This window comes from Methylocystis sp. sgz306128 (assembly GCF_056032725.1).
Genome location: NZ_JBVYWO010000001.1, coordinates 300,371 through 324,301, shown reverse-complemented (window position 1 = coordinate 324,301; position 23,931 = coordinate 300,371). Strand labels below are relative to the sequence as shown.

The window sequence follows — 23,931 nt, the reverse complement described above, 5'->3', positions numbered from 1 at the left end:
ATTTTTATATCCCTGATATGCTATCTGCTGATCAAGGATACAAAATCAAACTCGCGGATGAATCAGGCTGTCTGAGCCACACCTAATCGATATTAATGCCCGCCGCGCCGTTGCTGCCATTTTTGGTCTCAACGGCGCGGCGATCGGCGTTTGGGCGGCCAATATACCCGGCGTGAAGGACAATCTCGGCCTCGACCCGCAATCCATGAGTCTCGGTTTTCTGGCCATGGCTGTCGGCGCGCTCATCGGCATGCCGCTGGGCGGGTGGCTCATCGCGCATTTCGGTTCAGCCCGGGTGACGCGCATCAGCGGGTTTATCTTCCTCATCCTGATGCCCCTGCCGGTGATCGCGCCCAATCTGTTTCTGCTCGCCGCCAGCCTCGCGGCCTTCGGTCTTGCCAATGGCTGTCTCGATGTGGCGATGAATGCCCATGGCGTGCTTGTCGAGCGGCGGCTTTCGCGCCCCGTCATGTCGACATTTCATGCCATGTGGAGTCTGGGCGGGCTGATCGGTTCAGCCTCCGGCGGGCTGGCACTGACAAAATTTGGCGCAGCCGGCGCAATATTCGCCGCCAGCCTCTGCGCCATCGCCGGATTTGCCGTCGCAGCATCCAAACTGCTGGGGACGCATCTGGACAGCCAGCCGGGCGCAAGCCATTTCGCCCTTCCTTCCCGCGTGACACTGGCACTGGGCCTGCTGGCCTTTCTCGCCATGATGTCGGAAGGTGCTGTGCTGGACTGGAGCGGCATATTTCTTCGAGATCTGCGCGCTTCGGCAGAACTGGCCGCTGCGGGCTTTGCCGGTTTTTCCGCCAGCATGGCGTTTGGCCGTTTCTTCGGCGACACATTGCGCGGCAGATTTGGCGCGGGTATGCTGGTGCGCGGCAGCGGCCTGATCAGCGCTGCAGGCCTCGGTGTTACTTTGGCCAGCAGCGACGCGCTGCTCGCAACCATCGGCTTCGGCTTCATGGGACTTGGCATTGCCAATATTGCGCCGGTGATCTATGGCGCTGCCGGACGGCTGAAGGGCGTGGCTTCGGGCGTATCGATCGCCTCGGTGGTGACGATGGGCTATGCCGGTTTCATGCTCGGCCCGCTGATGATCGGCTTTGCCGCACATCAGATCTCGCTGCGTTCGGGACTGGCGCTGATCTGTCTGGCTCTGATGCTCGTAGCCTTTCTCGGGCGGCGCGTTGAAACCTGACCGGCCATAAATTCACCATTTGTTGACCATAATTCTTTAGAATGACATTGCTCAGCCTCAGGGCTAAAGGATCCCGCATTTGCCGCGCTCGCTCACACCTCACCTCATTCTGGCTTCAGGGCTGACGCTGCTGCTATCGGCAGGAACGGCCTACCCCGATCCCCTGCCCGCACTTGGCCCTGCGCCGCTCTATGTACCGACCATCCCGCCCGAGACGCCGCTTGGACCAGCTCCGGGGCAAGGATCAGCTTCGCCTGTGCCGCCGGGCGCGCTGCCTGCAACAAAGCCGGCGCATAAGCATCAGCCCGTGCGGGAGACCGCGCTCGAAAATTCCCCAGTTCCCACGCTGGAGCCGGACACGCTCGATCTCACGATACGCGCATCAGAGCGTTACTCAGCGGTTGCAAATGCCGGCGGCTGGCCGGAAATTCCTGCCGCGCTGCATATCGGAGAGCGGGGCACGCTTGTTGCGCTGCTGCGCCGCCGGCTGGAAATAGAGGGCGACCTGCCCGCCGACAGCGCCAGTAATCCGCAGGTCTGGACTCCGGATCTCACAGCCGCCGTCAAATATTTTCAGGCGCGCCATGGCCTTCGGCAAACCGGCGTTGTCGCGGGCGCCACGCTGAGAGAAATGAACGTGCCGGCATCAGTCCGGGTTCAGCAATTGAATGCAAGCGCCGCGCGGCTGGCCGGGACGAACTTCACTTTTGGCGCGCGCTATGTCGTCGTCAACCTGCCTTCGGCCTCGGTTGAGGCCGTGCAGGACGGTATCGTTGTGCACCGCTATGCAGCGGTGGTGGGTAATGTCGAACATCCCTCGCCGCAGGAAACAGCCCATATCACCGCCATCAATCTCAATCCGACCTGGACCCTGCCGACCTCGATCATCAAGAACGAGATCATCCCAAAAATGCGGACGGACCCCACCTATCTCAGCAAGGCCCATATCCGCATCTTCGACGGCAACGGGCAGGAAGTCGATCCGGCCCGCGTCAACTGGAACAGCGAACGCGCGACCCTGTTCACGTTGCGTCAGGACGCCGGAACAAGCAATTCGCTCGGCACGCTGCGCATTCAGATGCCAAACCGGGACGCTGTTTACATGCATGATACGCCCGCAAAGGCGCTGTTTTCTGGCGATTACCGCTTTTTTTCGCATGGCTGCGTCCGCGTAGAAGGCGTTTATGGTCTTGCAAGCTGGCTGCTCGAAAATACGCCTGCCGCAGATAATCGTCCCTGGGATGTCGCAGCGCTCCGGGCCGCCATCGGTTCGCAGAGCCGCATGGATATCCGGCTGGCAAGATCGGTTCCGGTCGCATGGGTCTATCTGACAGGCTGGGCCAAGCGCGACGGCACTGTGGAATTCCGTCCCGATGTCTATGAACTCGATTTGCAAGCAACAGCGGCAAAGCCGGAAGCCCCGCCGCAGCAAGCCCGATCCAGCCCGTCTCTGAGCAAACTCTGAACCAGTCGTCTATTCTGCCAGCACGCGTGTCGGCGGGAACGAGACCTCAACCAGAGTGCCCTCGCCACGCTTCGACTTGATGGTGAACGAGGCACGATTGGCTTCGACCATGGCCTTGGTCAGCGGCAATCCGAGGCCGGTGCCATTCGCCTTGCGCGATGTCTCCAATTGGCGGAATGGCTCCAGCGCGCGTTCAATATCGCTTTCATTCATCCCAATTCCGGTATCGCGCACACGAATAACAGCATTTCCTGCATCGGTGAGCGCGGTCGAGACAATCACTTGTCCGCCGGGTTCGTTGAATTTCACCGCATTGGAGAGAAGATTAAGCATGATCTGGCGCAACGAGCGCTCGTCCGCCACGATATTTGGCAGGCGCGGCGCCAGCGACACACGGATGATGACGCGTTCCTTCGTGGCCTGCGGCTGCATCAGCGCCACGCAATCCTGAAGAATCTTATTGGCATCGACACTGACAAAGGACAGATCGAGCTTGCCCGACTCGATCTTGGACAGATCCAGCAAGTCGTTGACAAGGCTCATGATATGCATGCCCGAAGCATGAATGTCCTTGAGATAGTCCTTGTAGCGCTCATTGCCTATCGGCCCGAAACGCTCCTGCCAGATCACCTCTGTAAAGCCAAGGATGGCATTGAGGGGGGTGCGGATCTCGTGGCTGACCTTGGCGAGAAAATCGGATTTCTGCGCATTGGCGCGCTCGGCATCACGCCGCGCCTCGCTCAGTTCACCCTCTGCCTTTTTCCAGTGAGTGATATCGCGCAGAACGGCGCAGAATTTGGCATGGCTGCCCTGCCCCACCCGGCCGAGCGTCATGAACAGCGGAATTGTGCCGCCATTGCGTTCACGGCCCAGCACATCGCGCCCATCGTTGAGCACCGAAGCCACGCCATTGGATTTCAGGCCGTCGAGATAATCCAGCGCCGCAGCGTGGCTTTCAGGCGCCAGCAAAACCGTAAACATCGCGCCAAGAACATCATTCTGCTCGACACCCAGCAGGGCCTCGCCCGAACGGTTGAGCGCGACAATATGGCCGCCTTCATCGAGCACGGCGATACCGTCAGTCGCCGTATCGAGAATATCGTGCAATTCCCGCGCTTCGGATTCACGCGCCCGCAAATCCAGTTCAATAGCCTTCAGACGCGGGGCAAGATCGGGCTCCGCCGCCTTTTTCACGAACGCCAGCGCCGCTGGCGCGCGCTGCCATGTCCAGTCTTGCACAACGAATTCGAGCGAAAGCGCCTCAGCGCCGCGATGCCGGAACTGCATCGTCGCGCGGCCTTCGCCCCTAGCCTCACTCACTCCAGCCCAGACCTCTCCGGCCAGTTCGAGCCTTTGCGCTTTGCTCTCTTCCTGAACATCGAGCCCCAGAAGCCGGGCAAATGCCGCATTGGCATGAACGACCGCGCCATTCTGCACCAGCAGAATTCCGTAGGGCGCCAGTTCGAAAAGCTCAATCGCTTGAGATTGATCAGAAACGACAGGCTTTTCCGGCTCCGGCGCGACGAGCACGGGCGCATCCGTTGCGGGCGCCAGCGCGGCTGGTACGTCCTCAGGCGGCGCAGGCTGCGCAATGGCCGGTGTATCGGGCGGCAAAACATCCGGCCTGGCGCCCAGCGCCCGGGCAATCTCCCGGAAGGCAAGACGCTCCGCGGCTGTCAGGGTCAAGGATTCAGCCGCCTTTTCGGTGCTGCGTTCCGGATGCAGCGAAACAACATTGCCAACCGGCACGGCCGGGATCAGATCTGGCTCTGGAATGGCCGGCGGCGGCACGAATTGCGCGGCCTCGACCATGGATTGAATATAGAGTTCGGCTCCAGGCTGATCCACAACCGGGGCCGGCGGCATCTCGGCGCGCGGCACGTCCTGAATTTCGTCAAAATGGACGATGCCGAAACCGCGATATCCGGCAAAATTTCTGGCCGCATTAAAAATGGGCGAAGCGGCGAGGCTGACCGGTACCATCGCCGAACCATCCTGCATAGGCCATGCGGGCGCACGGTATTGCCATGTCTGGCCGGAGCTCAGCATCGAGAGCAACTGCGCTGCGCCGTCCGGGACAATGTCTGCCGGAGTGCGGCCAAGCGCAGCCCCGCCATTGGCGAGACCCGCGCGGAAAAAATCCGGAGAGATTTCGTTAAAGCAACCTGCGGCATCCGTCTGGAAAGTGAAACGCACCGGCTGGCGGCCAGCCGTTACCTGCGCGGATGCAACGTCCACATCGTGAGGCACGGCGGCGGCCAATAAAGCGACAGCCGCATCTATCTGGCGCTGGAGCGGCGGATTGAGCCCCATCGCGGCAAGGCGCAGAAAGCTGACACCGCCATCGCTATGCTTGGCACAAAGGAATGTGACGAGTTCAACCGAACCGGCCAAGGCCAGCCGAAGCCGCTCAAGGCGCGGCCCGGACAGCCTCAGATGGGCCGCGAGATCGCGGATACGCCGCGTTCCTGCATCTTCACCCGAGAGCAACCGGCTTGTGAGAGCGGCCAGATCAGCGCTCGAAAACAGCGCTCTGGCTTGCAGATTGGCGGCAATCACTGCGAAGGGTTCGGCGCGGATAACCAGCGCAGGCGCTCCCGAACGGACAAGCGGCTCAAAAGAGCTGTCCGCATCGAACCAATGATTCATTTCCGCCGAGACACGATCTGTCATTTTACGCAAGCCCGAATCAATTCGGCTACCCTGTTCTTTACCGCTCTTAGTCGCGGCGAAATTACGGCAATCCGTCTTTCCACATTCGAAATATAAGACAGAATGACCGTCGCCGTCCATGACTTCGGACCTGTCCGGCACTTAAGCTTCCGTTTACCATTAATAGTAAGGGTTAATTCAGAATATGGTGCATTGCACAATTATATTGCATTGCACAATTTTTTGTGTTAACACTTTGCCAAGTTGTTAATCCGGTCTTTTCAGGGAGATGAAACATGACCAATACGCCTTATGAAATTCCAACCGAAATGCGCGATTTCGCCGAAAAAAGCGTCGAGCAGGCCCGCAAGGCCTTTGGCGGCTTTCTGGAAGCTGCGCAGAAGGCTTCAGGCTCCGTCGAAGGCAATGCCGCTACGGCCCAGACCAAGATGAAGGAACTGAGCGCGCAGGCTGCTGAATTCACTGAAAAAAGCGTCAACGCCGCATTCGACCATGCGCAGAAGCTGGTCCGCGCCAAGGACATTCAGGAAGTTCTGGCGCTGCAGACCGAATATCTGCAGACGCAGGCCAAGGAACTGGCCGCCATTATCAAGAACGCCACAACGAAGTAACCTTGCAAAGGAACTTGACCATGGCTCGTCGTCCTAGAAAACCAGCCCATCAGCCTGTCCTTCACGCTAAGCCCGCGACAATCGCCGCGCCAGTTGCGCCAGCACCGACGCCCGAGGCGCCAAAGGCAAGCGCCATTAAGGACATCGCCGTCAAGGTTCAGGCTGCGCCGCAGCCGGCAGCGCAGGAAAAAGCCGAGAAGGCGCCTGTCTTGAAGGCACCGACTGTCACGGAACAGCCGGTCGCAGCCAAGCCGGTCATCGCCGAACCGGCTAAGACGCAAGCGCCCGCGCAAGACAAACCTGCCGCCGCGATCGAGGCTCAGCCGAAAGAAGCCGCAAAGCCCGTTGCCGAGGTTATTGCGCAGCCTGCGCCCGCCGTTGCTCCGGCCGCGACAAGCACCAAGATCATTCTGACCGCGGATATTATCGCGCCCAAATCCGGCAAGATCGAGCAGGATATTGCTGTGGCCGCCGAAAAGCTGATCGTCGAAGGCCGGGCAAAATTCACCGAGGCCAAGGCCAAGGCCGACACTCTGGCGCAGGCAATAGAGACCAGCGCCCAAAGTTTTTCGGATGGCATGAAAGATCTGAATTCCAAAGCCGTCGCGCTGGTGAAGTCCAACATGGATGCCAGCTTCGATCACGCCAAGGCGCTGCTCGGAGCCAAAACGCCGTTTGACGTCTGGAAAATCCACACTGACCTGACGGTCAAGGAATTCAAAAGCCTGAACGATCAGGCAAAGAGATTCTCTGAGGCAGCCGCGCAGATCGTGGCCGACGTCGCCAAGCCGATCAAGAATTCGCTGTCGGGCGTTTTCTCCCAGAACTAGTCTTCTCCGGCCTTGCCGGCGGATGACGCGGGTTCCGTTTTCTCCCTGACGGAACCCGCGCCTTTTTCTGCGTGAAAGAGGCGAACGAAATGCCATTTCCTGCATTTTTGCACTTGCAATGAAACGGCTTTGCTTTTAGGGATCGCACTCAAGTGCAGCCATAGCTCAGTTGGTTAGAGCGCTAGATTGTGGATCTAGAGGTCCCCCGTTCGAGCCGGGGTGGCTGTACCATCTCCCTTATATTTGAAAGACCGGAAGCTCCTCCGGCAGGCGTCAAACACCAATCTCGAAAATTATATCGACGCGCCTTCAGGCGCCACACCCGGCGTGGTTTACCAGCCCATATTGAACGAATATGTCAGTCCGGCGCCCACCGTAAACTGATTGCGCGTGCCGCCATTGGCAACGATCGGACTATCTCCGGCCGGCCCGACCAGCCTGTCATAATGCTGATAAAGCTTGCCGGTCCAGCTCGGATTGATCGCGTAGGACTGCGCAAGGCCGATACCGGCAGAGCGAACGCCAGCGCGGGCATTATAAGCAGAAAACCCGCTGGTGGCCGCCTCGGCTGATGAAATGCCAAACCGCGACTGCATCTCATTATGATCGGCCAGAGAAAGGCGGGGCCCGCCGGAAAGCGTGAACTGCCCGTATTTCTGCACCCAGTCGGCAGAAACATTCATGACGAAACCATCACGGTCACGAAAACCGTGCAAAATCTCCATGCGCGCGCGAAACCGGTCATGCACCGGCCAATATTCGGCATATAAACCGGATTGAATGGTCCATTTCACGTCTGTAATGCCGTTCAGCCGCGGATCATCGGCATGATAACGGCCCCGGTCGAAACCGAACGTCGCTCCGAACTTGAATGTCTTCGAATCATAGACCGCAAAATCCGGCCCGTCTTCGGGCGCGCTGAATGATTCCGAATCGCCGGCTCTGTGCCAGGAGAGGGAGGGCCTGAAACCCGGCACCAAACCCTTGCTGCCCGCAAATTCCGGCCCGAATGTCGCCATCCCGCCCACGGATACGATCCAGGACGCGGCAGGCGCAGTCGAAGATGTCCCGTCGCCAGCCCAGGCCGCCGGAGCCGAGCCCGCCGCCACACAGGCAAGAGCACCAGATAAACAAACGAATTTTCCGATTAACCCCAAGATATTGTTCCCAAATGTCGAAGTGTTTGCGAGAATTAACATTCTGGAAAGAAATTACCTCTTCTGTCGGCAATCGTCAAACCTTGATGCAAGGGACAGCTCTGCTTGATCTGACACCAATCCCTTAGGGCAAGGCGTCGCGCAAAGCGCTGCTGCGCCTGAGACGAGGATGCCGGGGCTTGATCCAGCCGGGGCGCAAATTATGTACCGAAAGGCATTGCAACCAGCAATTTGTCTGAAAATGCTAAAATCGGACAACTTTGTCCATTTCGACATGACAGCGTCGCGATTTTGGGAGTTGAAGTTGCGTTAATCTTGCAGAATGTATTAGCATGCCAGTTGACCTGACGTGACCGGCGTCTTGCGACAGCTCAACACCTCACGTCATGGCCAAGCTCACACGCGGAACAGGAGTGCTTGAGGAGCGCATAAGCTATTGTGGAAAGCCGGCCCGGCTTTCGGGCGCGGCACGGAGAGGCGAAATCTTTCGCGGCCTCCATGAGATTATTGGAATGTCTTTTTGATCAGAAATTGAGTCCAAAAATAATAAACGGGGGCTGCTCTATGAATTCGGCATTGAAATTCGTTGTCAGAAAGCTGGTGCATCGGGGACACCTGACATTGATAATGGCCGACGGCACGCAGTATACATTCGGCGACGGAACAGGAGAGCCGGTCACAGCGAGATTTACCGATCGCGGCGCGCAATGGGCAGTGCTGCTCGATCCCGAACTGAAACTGGGCGAAATGTTCATGGAAGGACGCTTCGTCATCGAGCAAGGTTCGATCTTCGATTTCCTGACCCTGATCCTGCGCGACATGTCGGTCAAGCGCCCGCCTCTGCTTATGCGCTATCTCGCTGTCGTGCGGCATGCGCTGCGCTATGTCTTGCAGAACAACACAACAACCAATTCCAAGCGTAATGTCGCGCATCACTACGATCTCGACGACAGGCTCTATCATCTTTTTCTGGACGAGGACCGGCAATATTCCTGCGCCTATTTCGAGGAAGAATTCACGCCGCTCGAAGAGGCGCAACTGGCCAAAAAGCGCCATATCGTATCCAAGCTGCTGGTTGAGCCGGGCATGTCGGTGCTGGATATCGGCTGCGGATGGGGCGGCATGGCGCTCTATCTGGCAAAGTTCGCCGAAGCCGGACGGGTGCGCGGCATAACCTTATCGGAAGAACAGCATAAGATCGCCAATGCCCGGGTTGCGGCCGCGGGGCTGAAAGATCAGGTCACCATCGCTATCGAGGATTACCGGCATACGCAGGGACAATTCGACCGTATCGTCTCGGTGGGCATGTTCGAGCATGTCGGCACGCCATTCTATGAGCAATATTTTCAGACCTGCATGGACCGCCTGAAGGATGACGGCGTGATGCTGCTCCACACGATCGGCAATGCGCACGAGCCCGCGCCAACCAACCCATTCATCGCCAAATATATTTTTCCCGGCGGGTATATCCCCTCCCTTTCAGAAATCTGCAAGGTGGTCGAACGTCTCGGCTTCATTATCACCGATGTCGAGATCAAGAGGCTGCATTACGCCTATACATTGCGCGAGTGGCGCAAGCGCTTTCTTGAGCGCAAGGCTGAAGTTCTCAAAATCTACGATGAACGGTTCTGCCGCATGTGGGAATTTTATCTGGCAGCGTCAGAAACAGCATTCCGCTATCAGGGACTTGACGTTTTCCAGATCCAGCTCGTTAAAAAGCAGGAATCCGTACCACTGACGCGAGATTACATTGGCCAGCGCGAAGCCGAGCTACGCCAGAAGGAATCCATGCGCCAGAACCAGACGTCCCTGCGCGGGACACAGGACAGAGTGCACGGATAATCTGTTCAGGCGGCGGCCACTGTCTCCACGGCAGCAATAGTGTGGAGGCGGGTCGCCTCCAGCAGGTCGCACATTCTGGCGGATGCGGCGACGCTGTCGCGGTTGGCTATGGCTTCATGCACCTGAACATAATAATCGCAATCCGCATGGATATTCTTGCTAAATTTGGCGGCAAGCGACGCCATGACCTTGATGCTTGTTTTCACCGCCATGCCGGTTGACGACAGAAAATTATTGCCGGAGCCGTCCAGTACGGCCAGATGAAATTCGGTAACGACAGGCGTGACGCCTCTGTCTGTACGATCCATTGTCTGCAATTGCTCGACAGCGCGCCGCACACGTTCAATATCTGCGTCAAGACCCTTTTGCGCCGAAAGATAGGCGGCACGGGACTCGAGACAACTGCGCAGCTCAAAAATGTCATGAACCATCTGCGCGTCACATTTGGCATAGAAGCGCCAGGACAGAATATCGCTGTCAAACATGTTCCAACGGGTGACCGGCAGAACGCGAGTGCCAACTTTGGGAGACACCTCGATCAACCCCTTCGAGGCGAGATTCTTGATCGCCTCGCGCACTGTCGAGCGGCTGACGCCGTAAGCCTCACCGAGTTCAAACTCAATGGGCAGCGTATCCCCCGGCTGGAACTCGCCCGAAACGATCCGCAGACCAACCCACCGGGCCACCTGCGAGCTCATGGTTGCGACCGAAATCTGCTTATCCAACATTCAAAGCTCCAAATGGCCACGTTTCTTGCCCAACGCACAGCTGCGACACATTCTCAATACGATCAATGTCGTTATTTGCGCGAAAAGCTCGTTAAAGAGCTCTATTTGTCAGACAGATTTTAAACAAATATTATTTGTTTACACAATAGACAAAATACAGGATTTAAAAAAAAATTGATTTAAATCAACTTGACATAAAATGTGGGAATTTTTCTCACAAAATAACTCGGTTCAGCCTTGCGAACCCTTGTCTCAAAATAAAGACGATTCCCCGCCCCGGGGCGTAAGCTGAACCCCGTCGAAAAAAATGCGGCGTCAAAACTGATTGACGCCGCATTGCGCGCACCCCGCTGCGCGTGCCGGAAAGGCCAGCCTCACTGTGTCAGGCGAAGCGATTTTAAATTTGTTTTGTCGACAGCCGTATTGAACAGATTGGTCATGGCTGTAACGATGCCGTCATCAGTGATATTTCCTGAGATATCTGTTTTCGGCGAGGAGAAGAAATAATATCCGGTGCTGGCGCAGCTTATTAATTCATCGGTAATCTTATTTTTCCCGGATGTATATACGCCTTGATAGTAAATTGGACTCTGATACATTATCGAAGCCGAATCCGTGACAGAAATGTTGCTGGTGCCTTGATTGCTCGTCACATAGTTACTTTCTGTCTGCCCATTATTTGATGCTACATCTTTTTTATAACCACCCTCCATGTAGTAGTTACCGGCAGGGGTATTTGCATCTTTTTTGATTATCGGCACATAATTCGTATGCAGAACCGCGATTTTCACGCCGAGGCCTTTAATGGCCGTGCACGAATTACCCGCCGCGGCTGGCATAACGCTTTTAACGTTGTTAATGTCGTTTAACCCGTCTGTGATCAGTAAGAGAAGCTTGACGGGGCGCGTGCTCGATGAACCATCACCGACCGGACGGGCATTATTATCGGTTGTCAGAGTGGTATACATAGCGCTCAATGCCTTACTCATATCCGTCAGGGATTTGGGTGCATTATTGGCCAGAAGGTCAACGTCAATCTTCGTGTCAGTTTTGTTACTACTATCAGCCGTAGTGAGAAGATTGTTTATGTTATTCAAATCGCCGGTTATCGGTTGTAAATTTGTCGCAGAATTGGAAAATTTGGTCGCGGACATCCTATATATGCCCGCATTATATGAACCGCCTTGGTTATTGACCGCAGTTGTCATCAGATTTGCTATCGCATTACGAACAGAGTCCATACGTGTTTTAATGGAATTTCCGCTCGCGTCTCTGTACTTTGTGGCAATAGCATAATGGTCATCAGCCCCATTCGCGGTACTGTAATGGCAGGCCAAGGCGCAATATGGGTCTGTTTTTAATCTGGAAGTCGCAGCTATCATATTTGTCATATCGGCTGTCGTAGATGCCATGGACATTGACGGGGAATTATCGAACAGGACGTAAATATCCATATAGGCATAGCCACCGCCCGAGGGCGTGCTCGTGGCCTGGGAATGGCAAGTCACGTTCGAAGTTGAGGCTCCGAGTATCCTGCTGAAACTGTTCGTGATCGCAGCTGAACAGGAGACATCCCACTTATCCGACTGGTGGGTGATTTGCAGATCCCCGTCTGCAACAACGATGCCGACATTGCTCAGATAACCTCTAAAGACGTTTTTCGCAGCGGTTATGATATCCGCCTGAACATTGTTATATTTTGCTGCCGTATAGGGTGAGGCGGCGAACAGCGCCGCAGCATCAGCCGCGGCGCGCAGCTGGTCATAGGCCTTCGATCTGTTGGAATAATCTATCGCCGCACCCGCACCTATGAGCAGAACGGGAAGGCATAGCGCGAACAGGATCGCAACCGACCCGCGACTGGCTCTGATAAAAGCCGGAATGCGCTGAAGCCCCGAATAATTTCGCAGTATAGTCCATATTTTATGCATGACGGCACCGCTTTACGCAAAAACTGGCTCAATCCATCAAAGACCAAACCTTTCCGTTACGTTACATGTGCAATTGAATACAAAATATGAATCAATAAATTCATATTTATCAGATATGCGAATGAATATTATTATTTTATCTGAAGGCCAATGTTATGACGGATGATTCAGATATTATTGTTTCAATATTTATTTTTTGACGATCCTGTTCTCTAAAAACATGATCACGCCGCCATTCAATTCTTGCCGGATCAACTGAAACACCTGTGCCATCGAGTTTCAGCGCAGCTTCCTTGGCGGTCCAAATCTGCAAAAAGGCGATATGTCTTGCCGGATCGGCCAATGTCTCCAGATACAGGCGCTCGGCCTGCGTCAGCACCGACCAGGCTGGCTCGAAGGCCGGGCCTATCCGCTCCAGATCGACGCCAAGCGGACATGTGCCGACAGCGATGGCTGAGAGCCCCTCGCGGCTGGCATGGGAGAGATATAGCGGCATGGCCCCTGCAGGGTCATAAAATCCCGGCGCGCCCGACGCATTCATGGCAATATGAAGATCGGCGCGGCCGAAGCTCAGCGCCGCCAGCCGGAGCGCCAGCGCGCGCCTTTGCTGCCGCTGCTGATCGTTATTGCCGGATAAAGCCGCGCTCAGGACGCAGATATCAGCCCCGCCCGGCTGCAGACCGGCCAGATTATCCAGCCAGAGCACCCTCATACCGAGCCCATCGGTCGCCAGCCGAGCCTTTCCTTGATACGGTGCAGCAGGCTGTCGCGCACCGCCCGGTAAGCATCCAGAACCTGCTCGCGCGAGCCGGCGACGAAAGACGGGTCCTGCGTCGGCCAATATTCAACATCGATCGCCATGGTACGTGTCAGCTCCAGCGCCTTGTGATGCGCCTCCGGCGAAAGCGTGATGATCAGGTCAAAGCCTGTATCGCCGAGATCCTCAAAACTGCACGGTTTATGGCGCGAAATATCAAGACCGAGTTCTTCCATCACGACAACGGCAAAAGGGTCTAGCTCGCCGGGGCGGCTGCCTGCCGAGGCGACATAAAGCGTACGTCCAAAAAGATGGCTGGCCAGCGCTTCGGCCATCGGCGAGCGTATGGCATTGTGCGAGCAGGCGAAGAGAATGGACTGGGGTTGGCCACGAACAAGGCCAGATGCCATGGTCATCCCTTCCAGTGCAGCGCGGTCACCAGCGTGAACAAACGCCGCGCCGTATCGAAATCGACCTCGATCTTGCCTTTCAGTCGCTCTGCCAGAAGCTGCGCCCCCTCATTGTGCAAACCGCGCCGCCCCATGTCGATCGCCTCGATCTGCGCCGGGCTGGCCGTGCGGATCGCGGCATAATAGCTCTCGCAGACGAAAAAATAATCTTTCAATATGCTGCGGAACGGCGACATGGACAAAATATGCGTCATGAGCGCCCGGCCCTCGGCATCCGTCACATTGAGCGCCAGCTTCGATTCGACCATGCCCAGAACCAGCGCATAGGGCCCGCTGTCGTGATCGACCAGATAAAATGAATTCTGCTCGATGAGGTCATAAAGCGCGATGGCGCGCTCGTGCTCCTGGTCCGCCGAGCCGCGCGCGATGGAGATTTCGTCGAGACTGGCCCGGACCAGCCTGCGGCGCTCCATCTGCGCAAGATCGGGCGGCTTCCTGTCCATCACGGCCCCAGATTCAACCTTATGGCGACAGAACGCGCATGCGCGTCCAGCCCTTCCGCCTGCCCGAGCGCGATGGCCGATGGCCCGAGCGCGCGCAGGCTCTCCGGCGAGCATTTAAGAACGGACGTGCGCTTCATGAAATCCAGCACCGAAAGACCGGACGAAAACCGTGCCGAGCGGGCTGTCGGCAGGACATGGTTCGAGCCGCCGACATAATCGCCGATGGCCTCCGGCGTATGCCCGCCCATGAAAATGGCCCCGGCATTGCGGATTCCGGCGGCAAGGCCCTCGGGATCTTCGACCATCAGCTCAAGATGCTCCGGCGCCAGCCGGTCGGTGAGCGGCACGGCATCGGCAATGTCCTGCACGAGGATGACCGCGCCAAAATCATGCCAGCTTGCTCCGGCAATAGCCTTGCGCGGCAAGGTGGAAAGCTGGCGCTGCACGGCCTCCTCCACCGCGCGCCCCAGACCTGCGTCATTGGTGATCAGCAGGGATTGGGCCGCAGAATCATGCTCAGCCTGAGCCAGCAGGTCGGCGGCGATCCAATCGGGATTGGCGCCGGCATCGGCAACGATCAGCACTTCCGACGGGCCCGCGATCATGTCGATGCCGACAGTGCCGAACACGCGGCGCTTTGCTGCGGCAACAAAGGCATTACCGGGGCCGACGATTTTGGCCACGGGCCGGATGCTCTGCGTGCCATAGGCCAGAGCAGCCACGGCCTGCGCCCCGCCCACGCGGTAGATTTCGTCGACACCGGCCAGATCTGCCGCCGCCAGCACCAGCGGATTGACCAGACCGTCGGGGGTCGGCACCACCATGACGACGCGCGGACAGCCCGCCACCTTGGCGGGAATGGCGTTCATCAGCACGGATGAGGGGTAGCTCGCCGTACCGCCCGGCACATAGAGACCCACGGCCTCGATCGCCGTCCAGCGCCAGCCGAGCTCGACCCCCAGATCGTCGGTGAACCGCATGTCCTGCGGCTTCTGCCGTTCATGAAAAGCCAGTATGCGGCTGCGCGCAACGTCCAGCGCCGCCAGCGCCTCGGAGGCGCATTGCGCGCGGGCGGCAGCAATTTCAGCCCTGCTGAACGCCAGATGCGATGCACTGACCGAAAAACGATCGAATTTCGCGGTATATTCGACAAGGGCCGAATCGCCACGGGCGGTGACATCTGCGAGAATCGCGCGAACCGTCTGATCGACATCCTCCGATATTTCGCGTTTGGTCGCCAGCAACTGGGCAAATCGCGCCTCGAAATCCGGCTGGGCAGCATCAAGCCAAACGGCCATTCCAAACTCCTTCAAGTCAATTTCATGCGGGCGCTTCCGCCCTTGTGCGGTCAGGCCTGCGCCGGGCTTGCTTCCGGCAGCGCGCCGACGTCGCGCAATTGCGCGTCCAGACATTCAACGTGCAGACGAATGGCGATACCTTCGTCAAAGGTCAAGGTCACAATGCCGGACGGCGCATCTATCTGCTGAAATGTTACGGCCAGAAGCCGCAGCGGCGCCACGCGGTTGCGCTCGATGCCAAGCGTGCTGACCTTTTCAACATGATCAAAGTGAATGCCTGTCTGGATGCGCGCCGCCGGATGCGGCAATCCCGACCAGTCGGGACGCGCCAGCATGGCCACGAATCGCCGGCTTGCAGGCAGATAGGCCATATCGGCAACATGGGCGTCGGCATCCTGGACATGCGCCGATATCACACTCAGATCTTCGGTGTCGAAGGCCATCAGCTTCAGATATTCTCCAGATTCCATCCTGCCACCCTGCCCTGCTCTGACCGTACGTCCTGCCCCCGGTTCCGTATCCCCGGGTCAGGCCATGATATCATGGTTCGCGCCAGCCGTCAGGCGCACCGATTTTCTCGCGCGTTCTGCATTTGCCAGCCTGAAGCCGGTTCAGCCCGAACGTCCTGCCCCATATAGTCATGACATGGCCCACAAAAAAGGGCCGCTGTGAGCGACCCTTTTGCAGCCATTGCGGGCTTTTTCAATGCACGGTTTGCGATCCGGTTTGCCGCAGTCGTTCGATCTCATCCTTCAGCTGTAACTTTTTACGCTTGAGTTCGGCTATTTTCAGCGCGCTGGACGAGGGATGGATTTTTTCCTGATCTATTTCCCGTTCGAGCGCCTCATGGCGGCGTTCCAGTTCGGTTAAATGAGCTTGCAACGACATGCATAAACTCCTCTGATGATCCGAAGACGACAAAATCATGACATGATTTATGCCTCGCGCCAAGCCAAATCCGTCAGTTTACGCAGCGGCGGGTCTTCACATTTTCAGGAAGTCGTGACACAGCAATGCCCATTTATGCTCGCAAACTCTAGGCAGTGCTGGCGCAAGCTGCTAGAAATATACTGCGCTTTTGAAGTCAAACAAACAGGTTGAACTTTCACATGAGTGGAATTGATCAATTTCTCGACGAGCGCATGGTCATTCAGGCTGAAATTGAACGGCTGAAGCTGCAACATCAGGTGCTGGAAGGCGAAATTCTGGCGCAGGAGCAGGCGCCGAGGCCGGATCATCTGGCCTTGCAGCGCCACAAGCGGCAAAAACTTGTGATCAAGGATCGCCTCGCGTATCTAGAAGACAAACTGACTCCGGACATCATTGCCTGAACAAGAGAGAAGACGAGTGATTTCATCGCCCCCTGTTGTGATCATCATGGGCAGTCAATCTGACTGGGCCACCATGCGCCATGCCGCCGACATGCTGGAAACGCTGGATATCGAGCATGAGGCCCGGATCATTTCGGCGCACCGCACGCCCGAGCGGCTATATGAATTCTCAAAAGGCGCGAAGGCGGCCGGCGTTCAGGTGATCATCGCGGGCGCAGGCGGCGCGGCCCATCTTCCCGGCATGTGCGCCGCCATGACCACACTGCCCGTTCTGGGCGTTCCGGTGGAAAGCCGGGCTCTTTCGGGCGTCGATTCGCTGTATTCGATCGTGCAGATGCCCGGCGGCGTGCCTGTGGCAACGCTCGCCATCGGCAAGGCCGGGGCGCTTAACGCGGCCATTCTGGCCGCCAGCATTCTTGCCCTCAACGATGACGAACTTGCCGCGCGTCTCGAAAGCTGGCGCGCGGAGCAGACAGCCAGCGTCGCCCATCACCCGCGGGACGAAGAATAATGACGCTGATCGCACCTGGCTCCACCATCGGCATTCTCGGCGGCGGACAACTCGGCCGCATGCTCGCCATTGCTGCAGCACAGCTCGGGCTCAAATGTCACATCTATGCCCCCGAGGCCGACAGCCCTGCCTTCGAGGTTGCCGGGCATCACACGATCGCCGCCTATGACGATGCTGCCGCGCTCGAAAAATTCGCCGCGTCGGTAGATGTGGTGACCTATGAATTCGAGAATATTCCGGTCGAGGCCGTTGCGGTGCTGGAGCGTTTCAGACCGGTCTATCCGGACCGCCATGCACTCGGCATCTCGCAAGACAGGCTGAGCGAAAAGACGTTCTTCAATTCCATCGGCGTTGCCACTGCCCCGTTCATGGATGTCGAGGACACCGGCGCGCTGGCACGCGCCGTGGCGCAGATCGGCCGCCCCTCTATCCTGAAGACACGCAGGTTCGGTTATGACGGCAAAGGCCAGGTTCTGGTGCGTGAATCCGCGGATCTGGCCGTGCTGCACCGCTCCATCGGCGGACACCCCGCCATTCTGGAGGGGCTTGTCCGGTTCACCAGGGAAATTTCGGTGATTGCCGCCCGCGGCATCGATGGTGAATTTCGCGCTTATGACGTGGCCGAAAATCACCACGCCAATCATATTCTCTCGCGCAGCCTCGTGCCGGCGCATATCAGGCCGGAAACGGAGCTTGCCGCGCTTGAAATCGGCAGAAAAACCGCCGAAGCGCTGGGATATGTCGGCGTCTTTGCGGTGGAAATGTTCGTCATGCCGGCGGATGCCTCGGGCCACGAAGAATTGATCGTCAATGAAATGGCGCCGCGCGTGCACAATTCCGGCCACTGGACGCTGGACGGCGCAGTCACATCTCAATTTGAGCAGCATATCAGAGCAATCTGCGGCTGGCCGCTGGGGTCGACGCACCGTCATGGGCGCATCGAAATGCAGAATCTGATCGGTCAGGATATGGACAACTGGCCGAAAATCCTGAGTGAAAACGCCAGTTTGCGTCTTTATGGCAAGGCCGAGACCAAGCCGGGGCGCAAGATGGGGCATGTCACGCGCATTCTGCCCGAGACGGGCCGAAAATAGACTGAATTTTGCCGAGATTGTCTGGACAGATGGACATTGATCTGCTATCCGAACGATCAAACGGAGGAGCGCGCCGCTCGCGCTCGCGGTTTCATTGGGAAATCGAAATTTCGATCGGATGGCTGTGACAGGCCAGAGAAAAGATAGGATTTAGTTCGTGCAAGTTCTCGTCCGCGACAACAATGTTGACCAGGCCCTCAAGGCTCTGAAGAAAAAGATGCAGCGTGAAGGTATCTTCCGCGAAATGAAGCTGCGCGATCATTACGAAAAGCCCTCTGAAAAGAAGGCCCGCGAGAAGGCCGAAGCCGTGCGCCGTGCGCGCAAGCTCACCCGCAAGAAAATGCAGCGCGAAGGCCTGCTGCCGATGAAGCCCAAGGCAGAATTGGTTCGCGGAGCACGCTGATTGGTCTCCGGTCCGGAACCAGCCTGCTGAGATATTTGTAGCTTCGCCCGGCCTTTATCCGCCGGGCGAAATTGTATTGACAGCATGCCGTGCGCCGTACGGCATCGTTTAATTTTATGTTCCTGGCCGAGGTCATTCATGACACAACGCGCTTTCCTTCTGTCCTCACGTTCATTGATTGGCGCTGCTCTTGCCGCGTCATTGGCGCTGGCCGGTTGTCAGACCGGAGCCAACATGCCGAAAGACGCAGGCATAGCCGCGCTCGATACCGAAAACCCTGCGGCCGCGTCGGCAAATATAGCCTCGCTGAGCGACCTCATCCAGCGCAATCCCAATGACGCCGTGGCCTATAATACGCGCGGCACGGCCTATGCCAAAATAGGCCAGTACAAGAACGCCATCGCAGATTTTTCGCAGGCCATCACCATCAATCCGGGTCTGGCCTCCGCCTATGTGAATCGCGCCCTCGCCTATCGCCAGATCAAGCGGGATGATGCCGCGCTGGCCGATTTCAACAGCGCTATCTCCGTCAATCCGCAGCATGCGGCGGCCTATCTCGGCCGCGCCAACCTGCTGCGCGCGCGCGGCGATTACAATGACGCGATGAACGACCTCAATCAGGCGATCCGTCTCAACCCCGAGCAAGCGCAGGCGTTCCATGCGCGCGGCCTGATCTATCAGCGTCAGGGCCAGCATCAGCTGGCCATTACCGATTTTGACAATGCGATCGACCGCAATCCCTTCGTCGCGGCGCCCTATCAGGCGCGCGGCCAGAGCCTGCTTGCCCTTGGCAAATATGACGCTGCCATTGAGGACTTCAATGCCGCGCTCAATGTCGATAACCGCCTGTCGGAAGCCTGGGCCGGGCTGGGCGTAGCCTATGAGCACCTGAACAACCGCACCAAGGCGCTCGAAGCCTATAACGAAGCCGTGAGCATTGACGTCGGCAATGCGACAGCGCGCGCCGGACTCGCGCGTCTCGGCCATATGTAGCCTTGTCTGTGCGCGGCTCTAAGATTAAAGCCGCTTCAGCTTGCCTCTTGCCGGCGAACCAGCCAATATATCTGGGCCTATCATTCGGAGGAATATAATGATCAAGTCTTTGGCCGTGCCATCCGTGGCCCCGCTCGGATCTATGGTTCAGCACTCGGCTTTGCGCCGCGCCTTTGCCGTTCTCGTCGGCTCTGCGGCTCTGGCCATGTCGGCGCAACTGAGCGTGCCGATGTATCCCGTACCGATGACCATGCAGACTTTCGCCGTGATCATGATCGGGGCGCTGTGCGGCTGGCGGCTGGCCAGTGAGATCGTCATCGCCTATCTCATTGAAGGCGCGGTCGGCCTGCCGGTCTTTGCCGGCGGCGCGGCGGGTTTTTCCTCCATCATCGGCAACACCGGCGGATATCTTGTCGGCTTCCTGTTCGGCGCGGCCTTCATCGGCTGGCTCGCTGATCGTGGCTGGAACAGCAAGGGCTGGAAACTGGCCGTTTCACTTCTGCTGGGACATCTGATCATTTTCGTGCCGGGCGTGGCTTGGCTTGCGACGTTCATCGGCCTGTCGGCAGCGATCGCCTATGGCTTCACGCCGTTCATTCTCGGCACCGTGCTCAAGACCGCGCTGGCCTTCTTCGCTTATCAGGGCGCAAAATCCCTGAATGTCCGGCGGAATGGCTGAACGGATCGAACTTCGCGGGCACCATCTGCTGTGTCTGCTCACCTATATCGGGCGGGGCTATAGCCCCGCCTTTATCGTTTCGATGAACGATGCCGCAGAGCATGTGCGCTCCGGCGCCATGATAGAGATCGTTACCGGCCCGGATGCGATCTGCGCGCCGCTGCAACGCGAACATCACGCCTGCGCCGCGCATTGCCTGACCGAACGGACGCTGCTGCGCGACGTGCAGGCTCTTGCCGCCGTTAATGACGCGCTCGACCTCCGCCTCGCGCCCGGCGCTTGCTTCAGCCTCTCGCCCGCCGATATCCACGCCATGCGGCATCAGTTTCGCAATGAGCCTGAATTTCGCCGCGCCTGCGCCGGCTGTGAATGGCATGCGCTATGCGATGATATTTCGGCGCAAGGTTTCAACGGCTGCAAGCTCACGCCCTGAACGACAAGAAAAAACCCCGCCGAAGCGGGGTTTGACATATTTGGCCGTGACTGCCTGTAATTTCAATGCGCCAGCGCCTTATTGATATTTTCGACCATTTTCTTGGCGTCGGCGAAGAGCATCATGGTGTTGTCACGGAAGAACAGTTCGTTTTCGACGCCGGCATAACCTGCCGCCATGCCGCGCTTGATGAAGAGCACGGTCTTGGCCTTCTCGACATCGAGGATGGGCATGCCGAAGATCGGCGATTTCGGGTCTGTCTTGGCTGCAGGGTTGGTGACGTCATTGGCGCCAATGACGAAGGCGACATCCGCCTGACCGAAATCGGAGTTGATGTCTTCCAGTTCGAAGACTTCGTCATAGGGCACATTGGCCTCGGCCAGCAGCACGTTCATATGGCCGGGCATGCGGCCCGCCACCGGATGAATGGCATATTTGACCTCGACGCCTTCCTTTTTGAGCAGATCGGCCATTTCGCGAAGCGCATGCTGCGCCTGCGCCACAGCCATGCCGTAGCCCGGCACGATGATCACCGTCTGGGCGTTCTTCATGATATAGGCGGCATCCTCCGCCGAGCCCTGCTTGACCGGCCGCGTCTCGACCGCGCCGCTGCCGCCGCTCGTGGCATCCTCGCCGCCGAAGCCGCCGAGAATCACCGAAATGAACGAGCGGTTCATGCCCTTGCACATGATGTAGGACAGAATCGCGCCCGAGGAGCCAACCAGTGCGCCGGTGATGATCAGCGCCAGATTGCCGAGCGTGAAACCGATGCCCGCCGCGGCCCAGCCCGAATAGGAATTGAGCATCGAGACCACAACCGGCATGTCGGCGCCGCCGATGGGCACGATGATCAGCACGCCGAAGACAAAGCTCAGCAGCGCAATCAGCCAGAAGACGAGATGGCTCTCGGTGCCGAAGAATATGGCGATCAGCAGAACCAGAAGAATGCCGAGGCCGAGATTGATCGCATGACGTTGCGGCAGCATGATCGGCTTGCCCGACATGCGCCCGTCCAGTTTGAGGAAGGCGATGACCGAACCCGAGAAGGTGATGGCGCCGATGGCCAGACCGATCGACATTTCGATCAGGCTGGCATGGTGGATCGAGCCGGCCTCGCCGATGCCGAAGGCCTGCGGCGCATAGAGCGCGCCCGCCGCCACGAAGACGGCGGCAAGACCCACCAGCGCGTGGAACGAGGCCACAAGCTGCGGCATGGCCGTCATCTGGACGGTGCGTGCGCGCCAGGCGCCGAAGCCGCCGCCGATGGCAATGCCCGCAACCACCATCAGCCAGCTCATGAAGCCGGAGGGCGGCGAAAGCAGCAATGTGGTGAGCACGGCCAGCCCCATGCCGATCATGCCATAGCGGTTGCCCTGACGCGATGTGGACGGCGAGGAAAGGCCGCGCAGGGCCAGAATGAACAGGACGCCGGAGACGAGATAGAGAAGAGCAGCAATATTGGCGGACATGGATCAGCCCTTCTTCTTGTACATGGCCAGCATGCGCTCGGTCACGAGGAAGCCGCCAAAAATGTTGACCGAAGCCAGAATGAGCGCAATGAAGCCGAACAGCCGCGCCCAGATCGGCCCGTCATTGCCGAAGGCCGAGGCATCGACCGACACCGAAAGCAGCGCCCCCACCACGATCACCGACGAAATGGCGTTGGTCACCGACATCAGCGGCGTATGCAGCGCCGGGGTCACCGACCAGACTACGTAATAACCGACGAAGATCGCCAGCGCGAAAATGGCAAAGCGGAAGACGAAGGGATCGATGGCGCCGCCCGTGGCCGCATGTCCGGCGACACCCGCCATATCGGCGATCTGGCTGGCATATTGGTGCACCTGATCCGCCGCCAGTTCCGCAGCCTTGCGGGCGGCGTCGGCTTTGTCGACAATTTGCTGAACAGTATCGGCCATGGATCAAGCCTCCGTTTGGGCAGGTTTGGGGGCGAAATTAGGATGAATAACCGCGCCGTCGCGCGTCAGGCAGGTCGCCTTGACAAGTTCGTCGTCCCATTTGACGGCAAGGGCCTTGGCGCCCTTGTCGATCATGGTTTCAGCGAAGGCGAACAGGTTGCGCGCATAAAGCGCGGACGCGGTGGCGGCGAGACGACCCGGCACATTCAGATGGCCGACAATCTTGACGCCGTTTGCGGTGGCGACGATCTCGCCCGCCTTGGCGCCCTCGACATTGCCGCCGCGCTCGACCGCCAGATCGATGATGACCGAGCCCGCGCGCATCGAGGCGACCATGTCGGCCGAAACGAGGCGCGGCGCGGGCCGGCCGGGAATCAGCGCGGTGGTGATGACGATATCCTGCTTGGCTATATGGCTGGCGACCAAAGCCGCCTGCTTGGCCTGATAGTCCTTCGACATTTCCTTGGCATAGCCGCCGGCGGTTTCCGCAGCCTTGAATTCCTCGTCCTCAACGGCAACGAATTTCGCGCCCAGAGATTCCACCTGCTCCTTGGTGGCCGGGCGCACGTCGGTAGCGGTGACGATGGCGCCGAGCCGGCGCGCGGTGGCGATCGCCTGAAGGCCGGCAACACCCACGCCCATGACGAACACCTTGGCGGCGGGAACCGTGCCTGCAGCGGTCATCATCATCGGAAAGCCGCGGCCATATTCGGCGGCGGCATCGATCACGGCGCGATAACCGGCCAGATTGGCCTGCGAGGAGAGAATGTCCATCACCTGAGCCCGGGTGATGCGCGGCATGAATTCCATGGCAAAAGCCGAAATCCCGGCATCGGCCATGGCCCTGACCTCGTCTTCATGGCCATAGGGGTCCATGGCGGCCAAAACCAGCGCGCCTTTCTTCAAAGCCTTCAGTTCCGCCGCATTGGGGCGGCGCACCTTGAGCACGAGATCGGCGTCCTTGAGGCAGTCCTTGGCATTCTTCGCCAGAGCCGCGCCCGCCGACGTATATTCGGCATCCGTTATGCCCGACGCCAGACCCGCTCCGGTCTGAACTGTAACTTCCGCGCCCAGCGCGATGAATTTCTTGATGGTTTCGGGTGTCGCCGCAACGCGGCTCTCCGTTGAATCCGTCTCCGCAGGTATGGCTATGCGCATG

Annotated in this window: 25 protein-coding genes and 1 tRNA gene; 13 read left to right on the top strand and 13 right to left on the bottom strand. The window is 58.3% G+C overall.

The features are described 5' to 3' along the window. Window positions 1–61: 61 nt before the first annotated feature. Both AC0N03_RS01505 and AC0N03_RS01500 read left to right on the top strand, forming a co-directional pair. Entirely contained in the window at window positions 62–1,204 is a 1,143-nt protein-coding gene (locus tag AC0N03_RS01505) for an MFS transporter (protein WP_474287205.1), read from the top strand. 79 nt (window positions 1,205–1,283) lie between these two features. Continuing rightward, window positions 1,284–2,669: a L,D-transpeptidase family protein gene (locus AC0N03_RS01500; protein WP_474286623.1), complete on the top strand. Its 1,386-nt coding sequence runs from the start codon at window positions 1,284–1,286 to the stop codon at window positions 2,667–2,669. Between the two features lie 9 nt (window positions 2,670–2,678). On the opposite strand, the gene AC0N03_RS01495 is transcribed toward AC0N03_RS01500, so the two are convergent. Further along, window positions 2,679–5,342, bottom strand: coding sequence for a PAS domain-containing sensor histidine kinase (locus AC0N03_RS01495; RefSeq protein WP_474286622.1), 2,664 nt, complete (start codon window positions 5,340–5,342; stop codon window positions 2,679–2,681). Between the two features lie 275 nt (window positions 5,343–5,617). Here AC0N03_RS01495 and AC0N03_RS01490 point away from each other — a divergent pair, with 275 nt between their 5' ends. From AC0N03_RS01490 to AC0N03_RS01480, 3 genes are all read left to right on the top strand, one after another. Beyond that, window positions 5,618–5,953, top strand: a complete 336-nt coding sequence (locus tag AC0N03_RS01490; protein WP_474286621.1) for a phasin family protein — start codon at window positions 5,618–5,620, stop codon at window positions 5,951–5,953. A 20-nt stretch (window positions 5,954–5,973) separates the two neighbouring features. Next, window positions 5,974–6,783, top strand: a complete 810-nt coding sequence (locus tag AC0N03_RS01485) for a phasin family protein (RefSeq protein ID WP_474286620.1) — start codon at window positions 5,974–5,976, stop codon at window positions 6,781–6,783. Window positions 6,784–6,937: 154 nt separating this feature from the next. Continuing rightward, window positions 6,938–7,014, top strand: a tRNA-His gene (locus tag AC0N03_RS01480). Between the two features lie 101 nt (window positions 7,015–7,115). Here AC0N03_RS01480 and AC0N03_RS01475 read toward each other — a convergent pair. Next, on the bottom strand, window positions 7,116–7,940 hold the full coding sequence (locus AC0N03_RS01475) for a MipA/OmpV family protein (RefSeq protein WP_474286619.1): 825 nt from the start codon (window positions 7,938–7,940) through the stop codon (window positions 7,116–7,118). Between the two features lie 564 nt (window positions 7,941–8,504). On the opposite strand from AC0N03_RS01475, the gene AC0N03_RS01470 reads away from it, so the two are divergent. Next, window positions 8,505–9,782, top strand: coding sequence for a class I SAM-dependent methyltransferase (locus AC0N03_RS01470; protein WP_474286618.1), 1,278 nt, complete (start codon window positions 8,505–8,507; stop codon window positions 9,780–9,782). 5 nt (window positions 9,783–9,787) lie between these two features. Here the strand turns inward: AC0N03_RS01470 and AC0N03_RS01465 are convergent, their stop codons facing one another. The 8 genes from AC0N03_RS01465 to AC0N03_RS01430 all read right to left on the bottom strand — a co-directional run bounded on the left by AC0N03_RS01465 (window position 9,788) and on the right by AC0N03_RS01430 (window position 16,297). After that, entirely contained in the window at window positions 9,788–10,510 is a 723-nt protein-coding gene (locus AC0N03_RS01465) for a FadR/GntR family transcriptional regulator (protein ID WP_474286617.1), read from the bottom strand. Window positions 10,511–10,884: 374 nt separating this feature from the next. Then, window positions 10,885–12,441 (bottom strand): TadE/TadG family type IV pilus assembly protein, encoded by a 1,557-nt coding sequence (locus AC0N03_RS01460; RefSeq protein ID WP_474286616.1) that lies wholly within the window; start codon window positions 12,439–12,441, stop codon window positions 10,885–10,887. A gap of 136 nt (window positions 12,442–12,577) precedes the next feature. Continuing rightward, window positions 12,578–13,153, bottom strand: coding sequence for a 4'-phosphopantetheinyl transferase family protein (locus AC0N03_RS01455; protein ID WP_474286615.1), 576 nt, complete (start codon window positions 13,151–13,153; stop codon window positions 12,578–12,580). Next, window positions 13,150–13,608, bottom strand: a complete 459-nt coding sequence (locus tag AC0N03_RS01450) for an arsenate reductase ArsC (protein ID WP_474286614.1) — start codon at window positions 13,606–13,608, stop codon at window positions 13,150–13,152. The genes AC0N03_RS01455 and AC0N03_RS01450 overlap by 4 nt, the downstream gene beginning before the upstream one ends. Before the next feature lie 2 nt (window positions 13,609–13,610). Continuing rightward, entirely contained in the window at window positions 13,611–14,111 is a 501-nt protein-coding gene (locus AC0N03_RS01445) for a UPF0262 family protein (RefSeq protein WP_474286613.1), read from the bottom strand. Beyond that, complete coding sequence (gene hisD / locus AC0N03_RS01440; protein ID WP_474286612.1) at window positions 14,111–15,409, bottom strand: histidinol dehydrogenase; 1,299 nt, start codon at window positions 15,407–15,409, stop codon at window positions 14,111–14,113. The genes AC0N03_RS01445 and hisD overlap by 1 nt, the downstream gene beginning before the upstream one ends. Before the next feature lie 50 nt (window positions 15,410–15,459). Further along, window positions 15,460–15,879 (bottom strand): DUF2948 family protein, encoded by a 420-nt coding sequence (locus AC0N03_RS01435; RefSeq protein ID WP_474286611.1) that lies wholly within the window; start codon window positions 15,877–15,879, stop codon window positions 15,460–15,462. Between the two features lie 232 nt (window positions 15,880–16,111). Then, window positions 16,112–16,297 (bottom strand): YdcH family protein, encoded by a 186-nt coding sequence (locus AC0N03_RS01430; RefSeq protein WP_474286609.1) that lies wholly within the window; start codon window positions 16,295–16,297, stop codon window positions 16,112–16,114. Window positions 16,298–16,518: 221 nt separating this feature from the next. Between AC0N03_RS01430 and AC0N03_RS01425 the strand changes: the two genes are divergently transcribed. The 7 genes from AC0N03_RS01425 to AC0N03_RS01395 all read left to right on the top strand — a co-directional run bounded on the left by AC0N03_RS01425 (window position 16,519) and on the right by AC0N03_RS01395 (window position 20,853). After that, on the top strand, window positions 16,519–16,740 hold the full coding sequence (locus tag AC0N03_RS01425) for a YdcH family protein (protein ID WP_474286608.1): 222 nt from the start codon (window positions 16,519–16,521) through the stop codon (window positions 16,738–16,740). 46 nt (window positions 16,741–16,786) lie between these two features. Beyond that, window positions 16,787–17,251, top strand: a complete 465-nt coding sequence (gene purE, locus AC0N03_RS01420) for a 5-(carboxyamino)imidazole ribonucleotide mutase (protein WP_474286607.1) — start codon at window positions 16,787–16,789, stop codon at window positions 17,249–17,251. Further along, window positions 17,251–18,345: a 5-(carboxyamino)imidazole ribonucleotide synthase gene (locus tag AC0N03_RS01415; RefSeq protein ID WP_474286605.1), complete on the top strand. Its 1,095-nt coding sequence runs from the start codon at window positions 17,251–17,253 to the stop codon at window positions 18,343–18,345. Before purE ends, AC0N03_RS01415 begins: the two co-directional genes overlap by 1 nt. Window positions 18,346–18,502: 157 nt before the next feature. After that, window positions 18,503–18,748, top strand: a complete 246-nt coding sequence (gene rpsU, locus AC0N03_RS01410) for a 30S ribosomal protein S21 (protein WP_474286604.1) — start codon at window positions 18,503–18,505, stop codon at window positions 18,746–18,748. A 234-nt stretch (window positions 18,749–18,982) separates the two neighbouring features. Next, window positions 18,983–19,741, top strand: a complete 759-nt coding sequence (locus tag AC0N03_RS01405; protein WP_474286603.1) for a tetratricopeptide repeat protein — start codon at window positions 18,983–18,985, stop codon at window positions 19,739–19,741. 97 nt (window positions 19,742–19,838) lie between these two features. Continuing rightward, complete coding sequence (locus AC0N03_RS01400; RefSeq protein ID WP_474286601.1) at window positions 19,839–20,420, top strand: biotin transporter BioY; 582 nt, start codon at window positions 19,839–19,841, stop codon at window positions 20,418–20,420. Next, window positions 20,401–20,853 carry a DUF1284 domain-containing protein gene (locus AC0N03_RS01395; protein ID WP_474286600.1) on the top strand — a complete coding sequence of 151 codons (453 nt, stop codon included), beginning with the start codon at window positions 20,401–20,403 and terminating at the stop codon, window positions 20,851–20,853. Before AC0N03_RS01400 ends, AC0N03_RS01395 begins: the two co-directional genes overlap by 20 nt. Before the next feature lie 62 nt (window positions 20,854–20,915). Here the strand turns inward: AC0N03_RS01395 and AC0N03_RS01390 are convergent, their stop codons facing one another. Genes AC0N03_RS01390 through AC0N03_RS01380 form a run of 3 tightly spaced genes read right to left on the bottom strand, consistent with a single transcriptional unit; the run spans window position 20,916 to window position 23,930 of the window. Further along, entirely contained in the window at window positions 20,916–22,322 is a 1,407-nt protein-coding gene (locus AC0N03_RS01390; RefSeq protein WP_474286599.1) for an NAD(P)(+) transhydrogenase (Re/Si-specific) subunit beta, read from the bottom strand. 3 nt (window positions 22,323–22,325) lie between these two features. Beyond that, window positions 22,326–22,772, bottom strand: a complete 447-nt coding sequence (locus AC0N03_RS01385; RefSeq protein ID WP_474286597.1) for a proton-translocating transhydrogenase family protein — start codon at window positions 22,770–22,772, stop codon at window positions 22,326–22,328. Between the two features lie 3 nt (window positions 22,773–22,775). Then, window positions 22,776–23,930 carry a Re/Si-specific NAD(P)(+) transhydrogenase subunit alpha gene (locus AC0N03_RS01380; RefSeq protein ID WP_474286596.1) on the bottom strand — a complete coding sequence of 385 codons (1,155 nt, stop codon included), beginning with the start codon at window positions 23,928–23,930 and terminating at the stop codon, window positions 22,776–22,778. Window position 23,931: the final 1 nt, after the last annotated feature.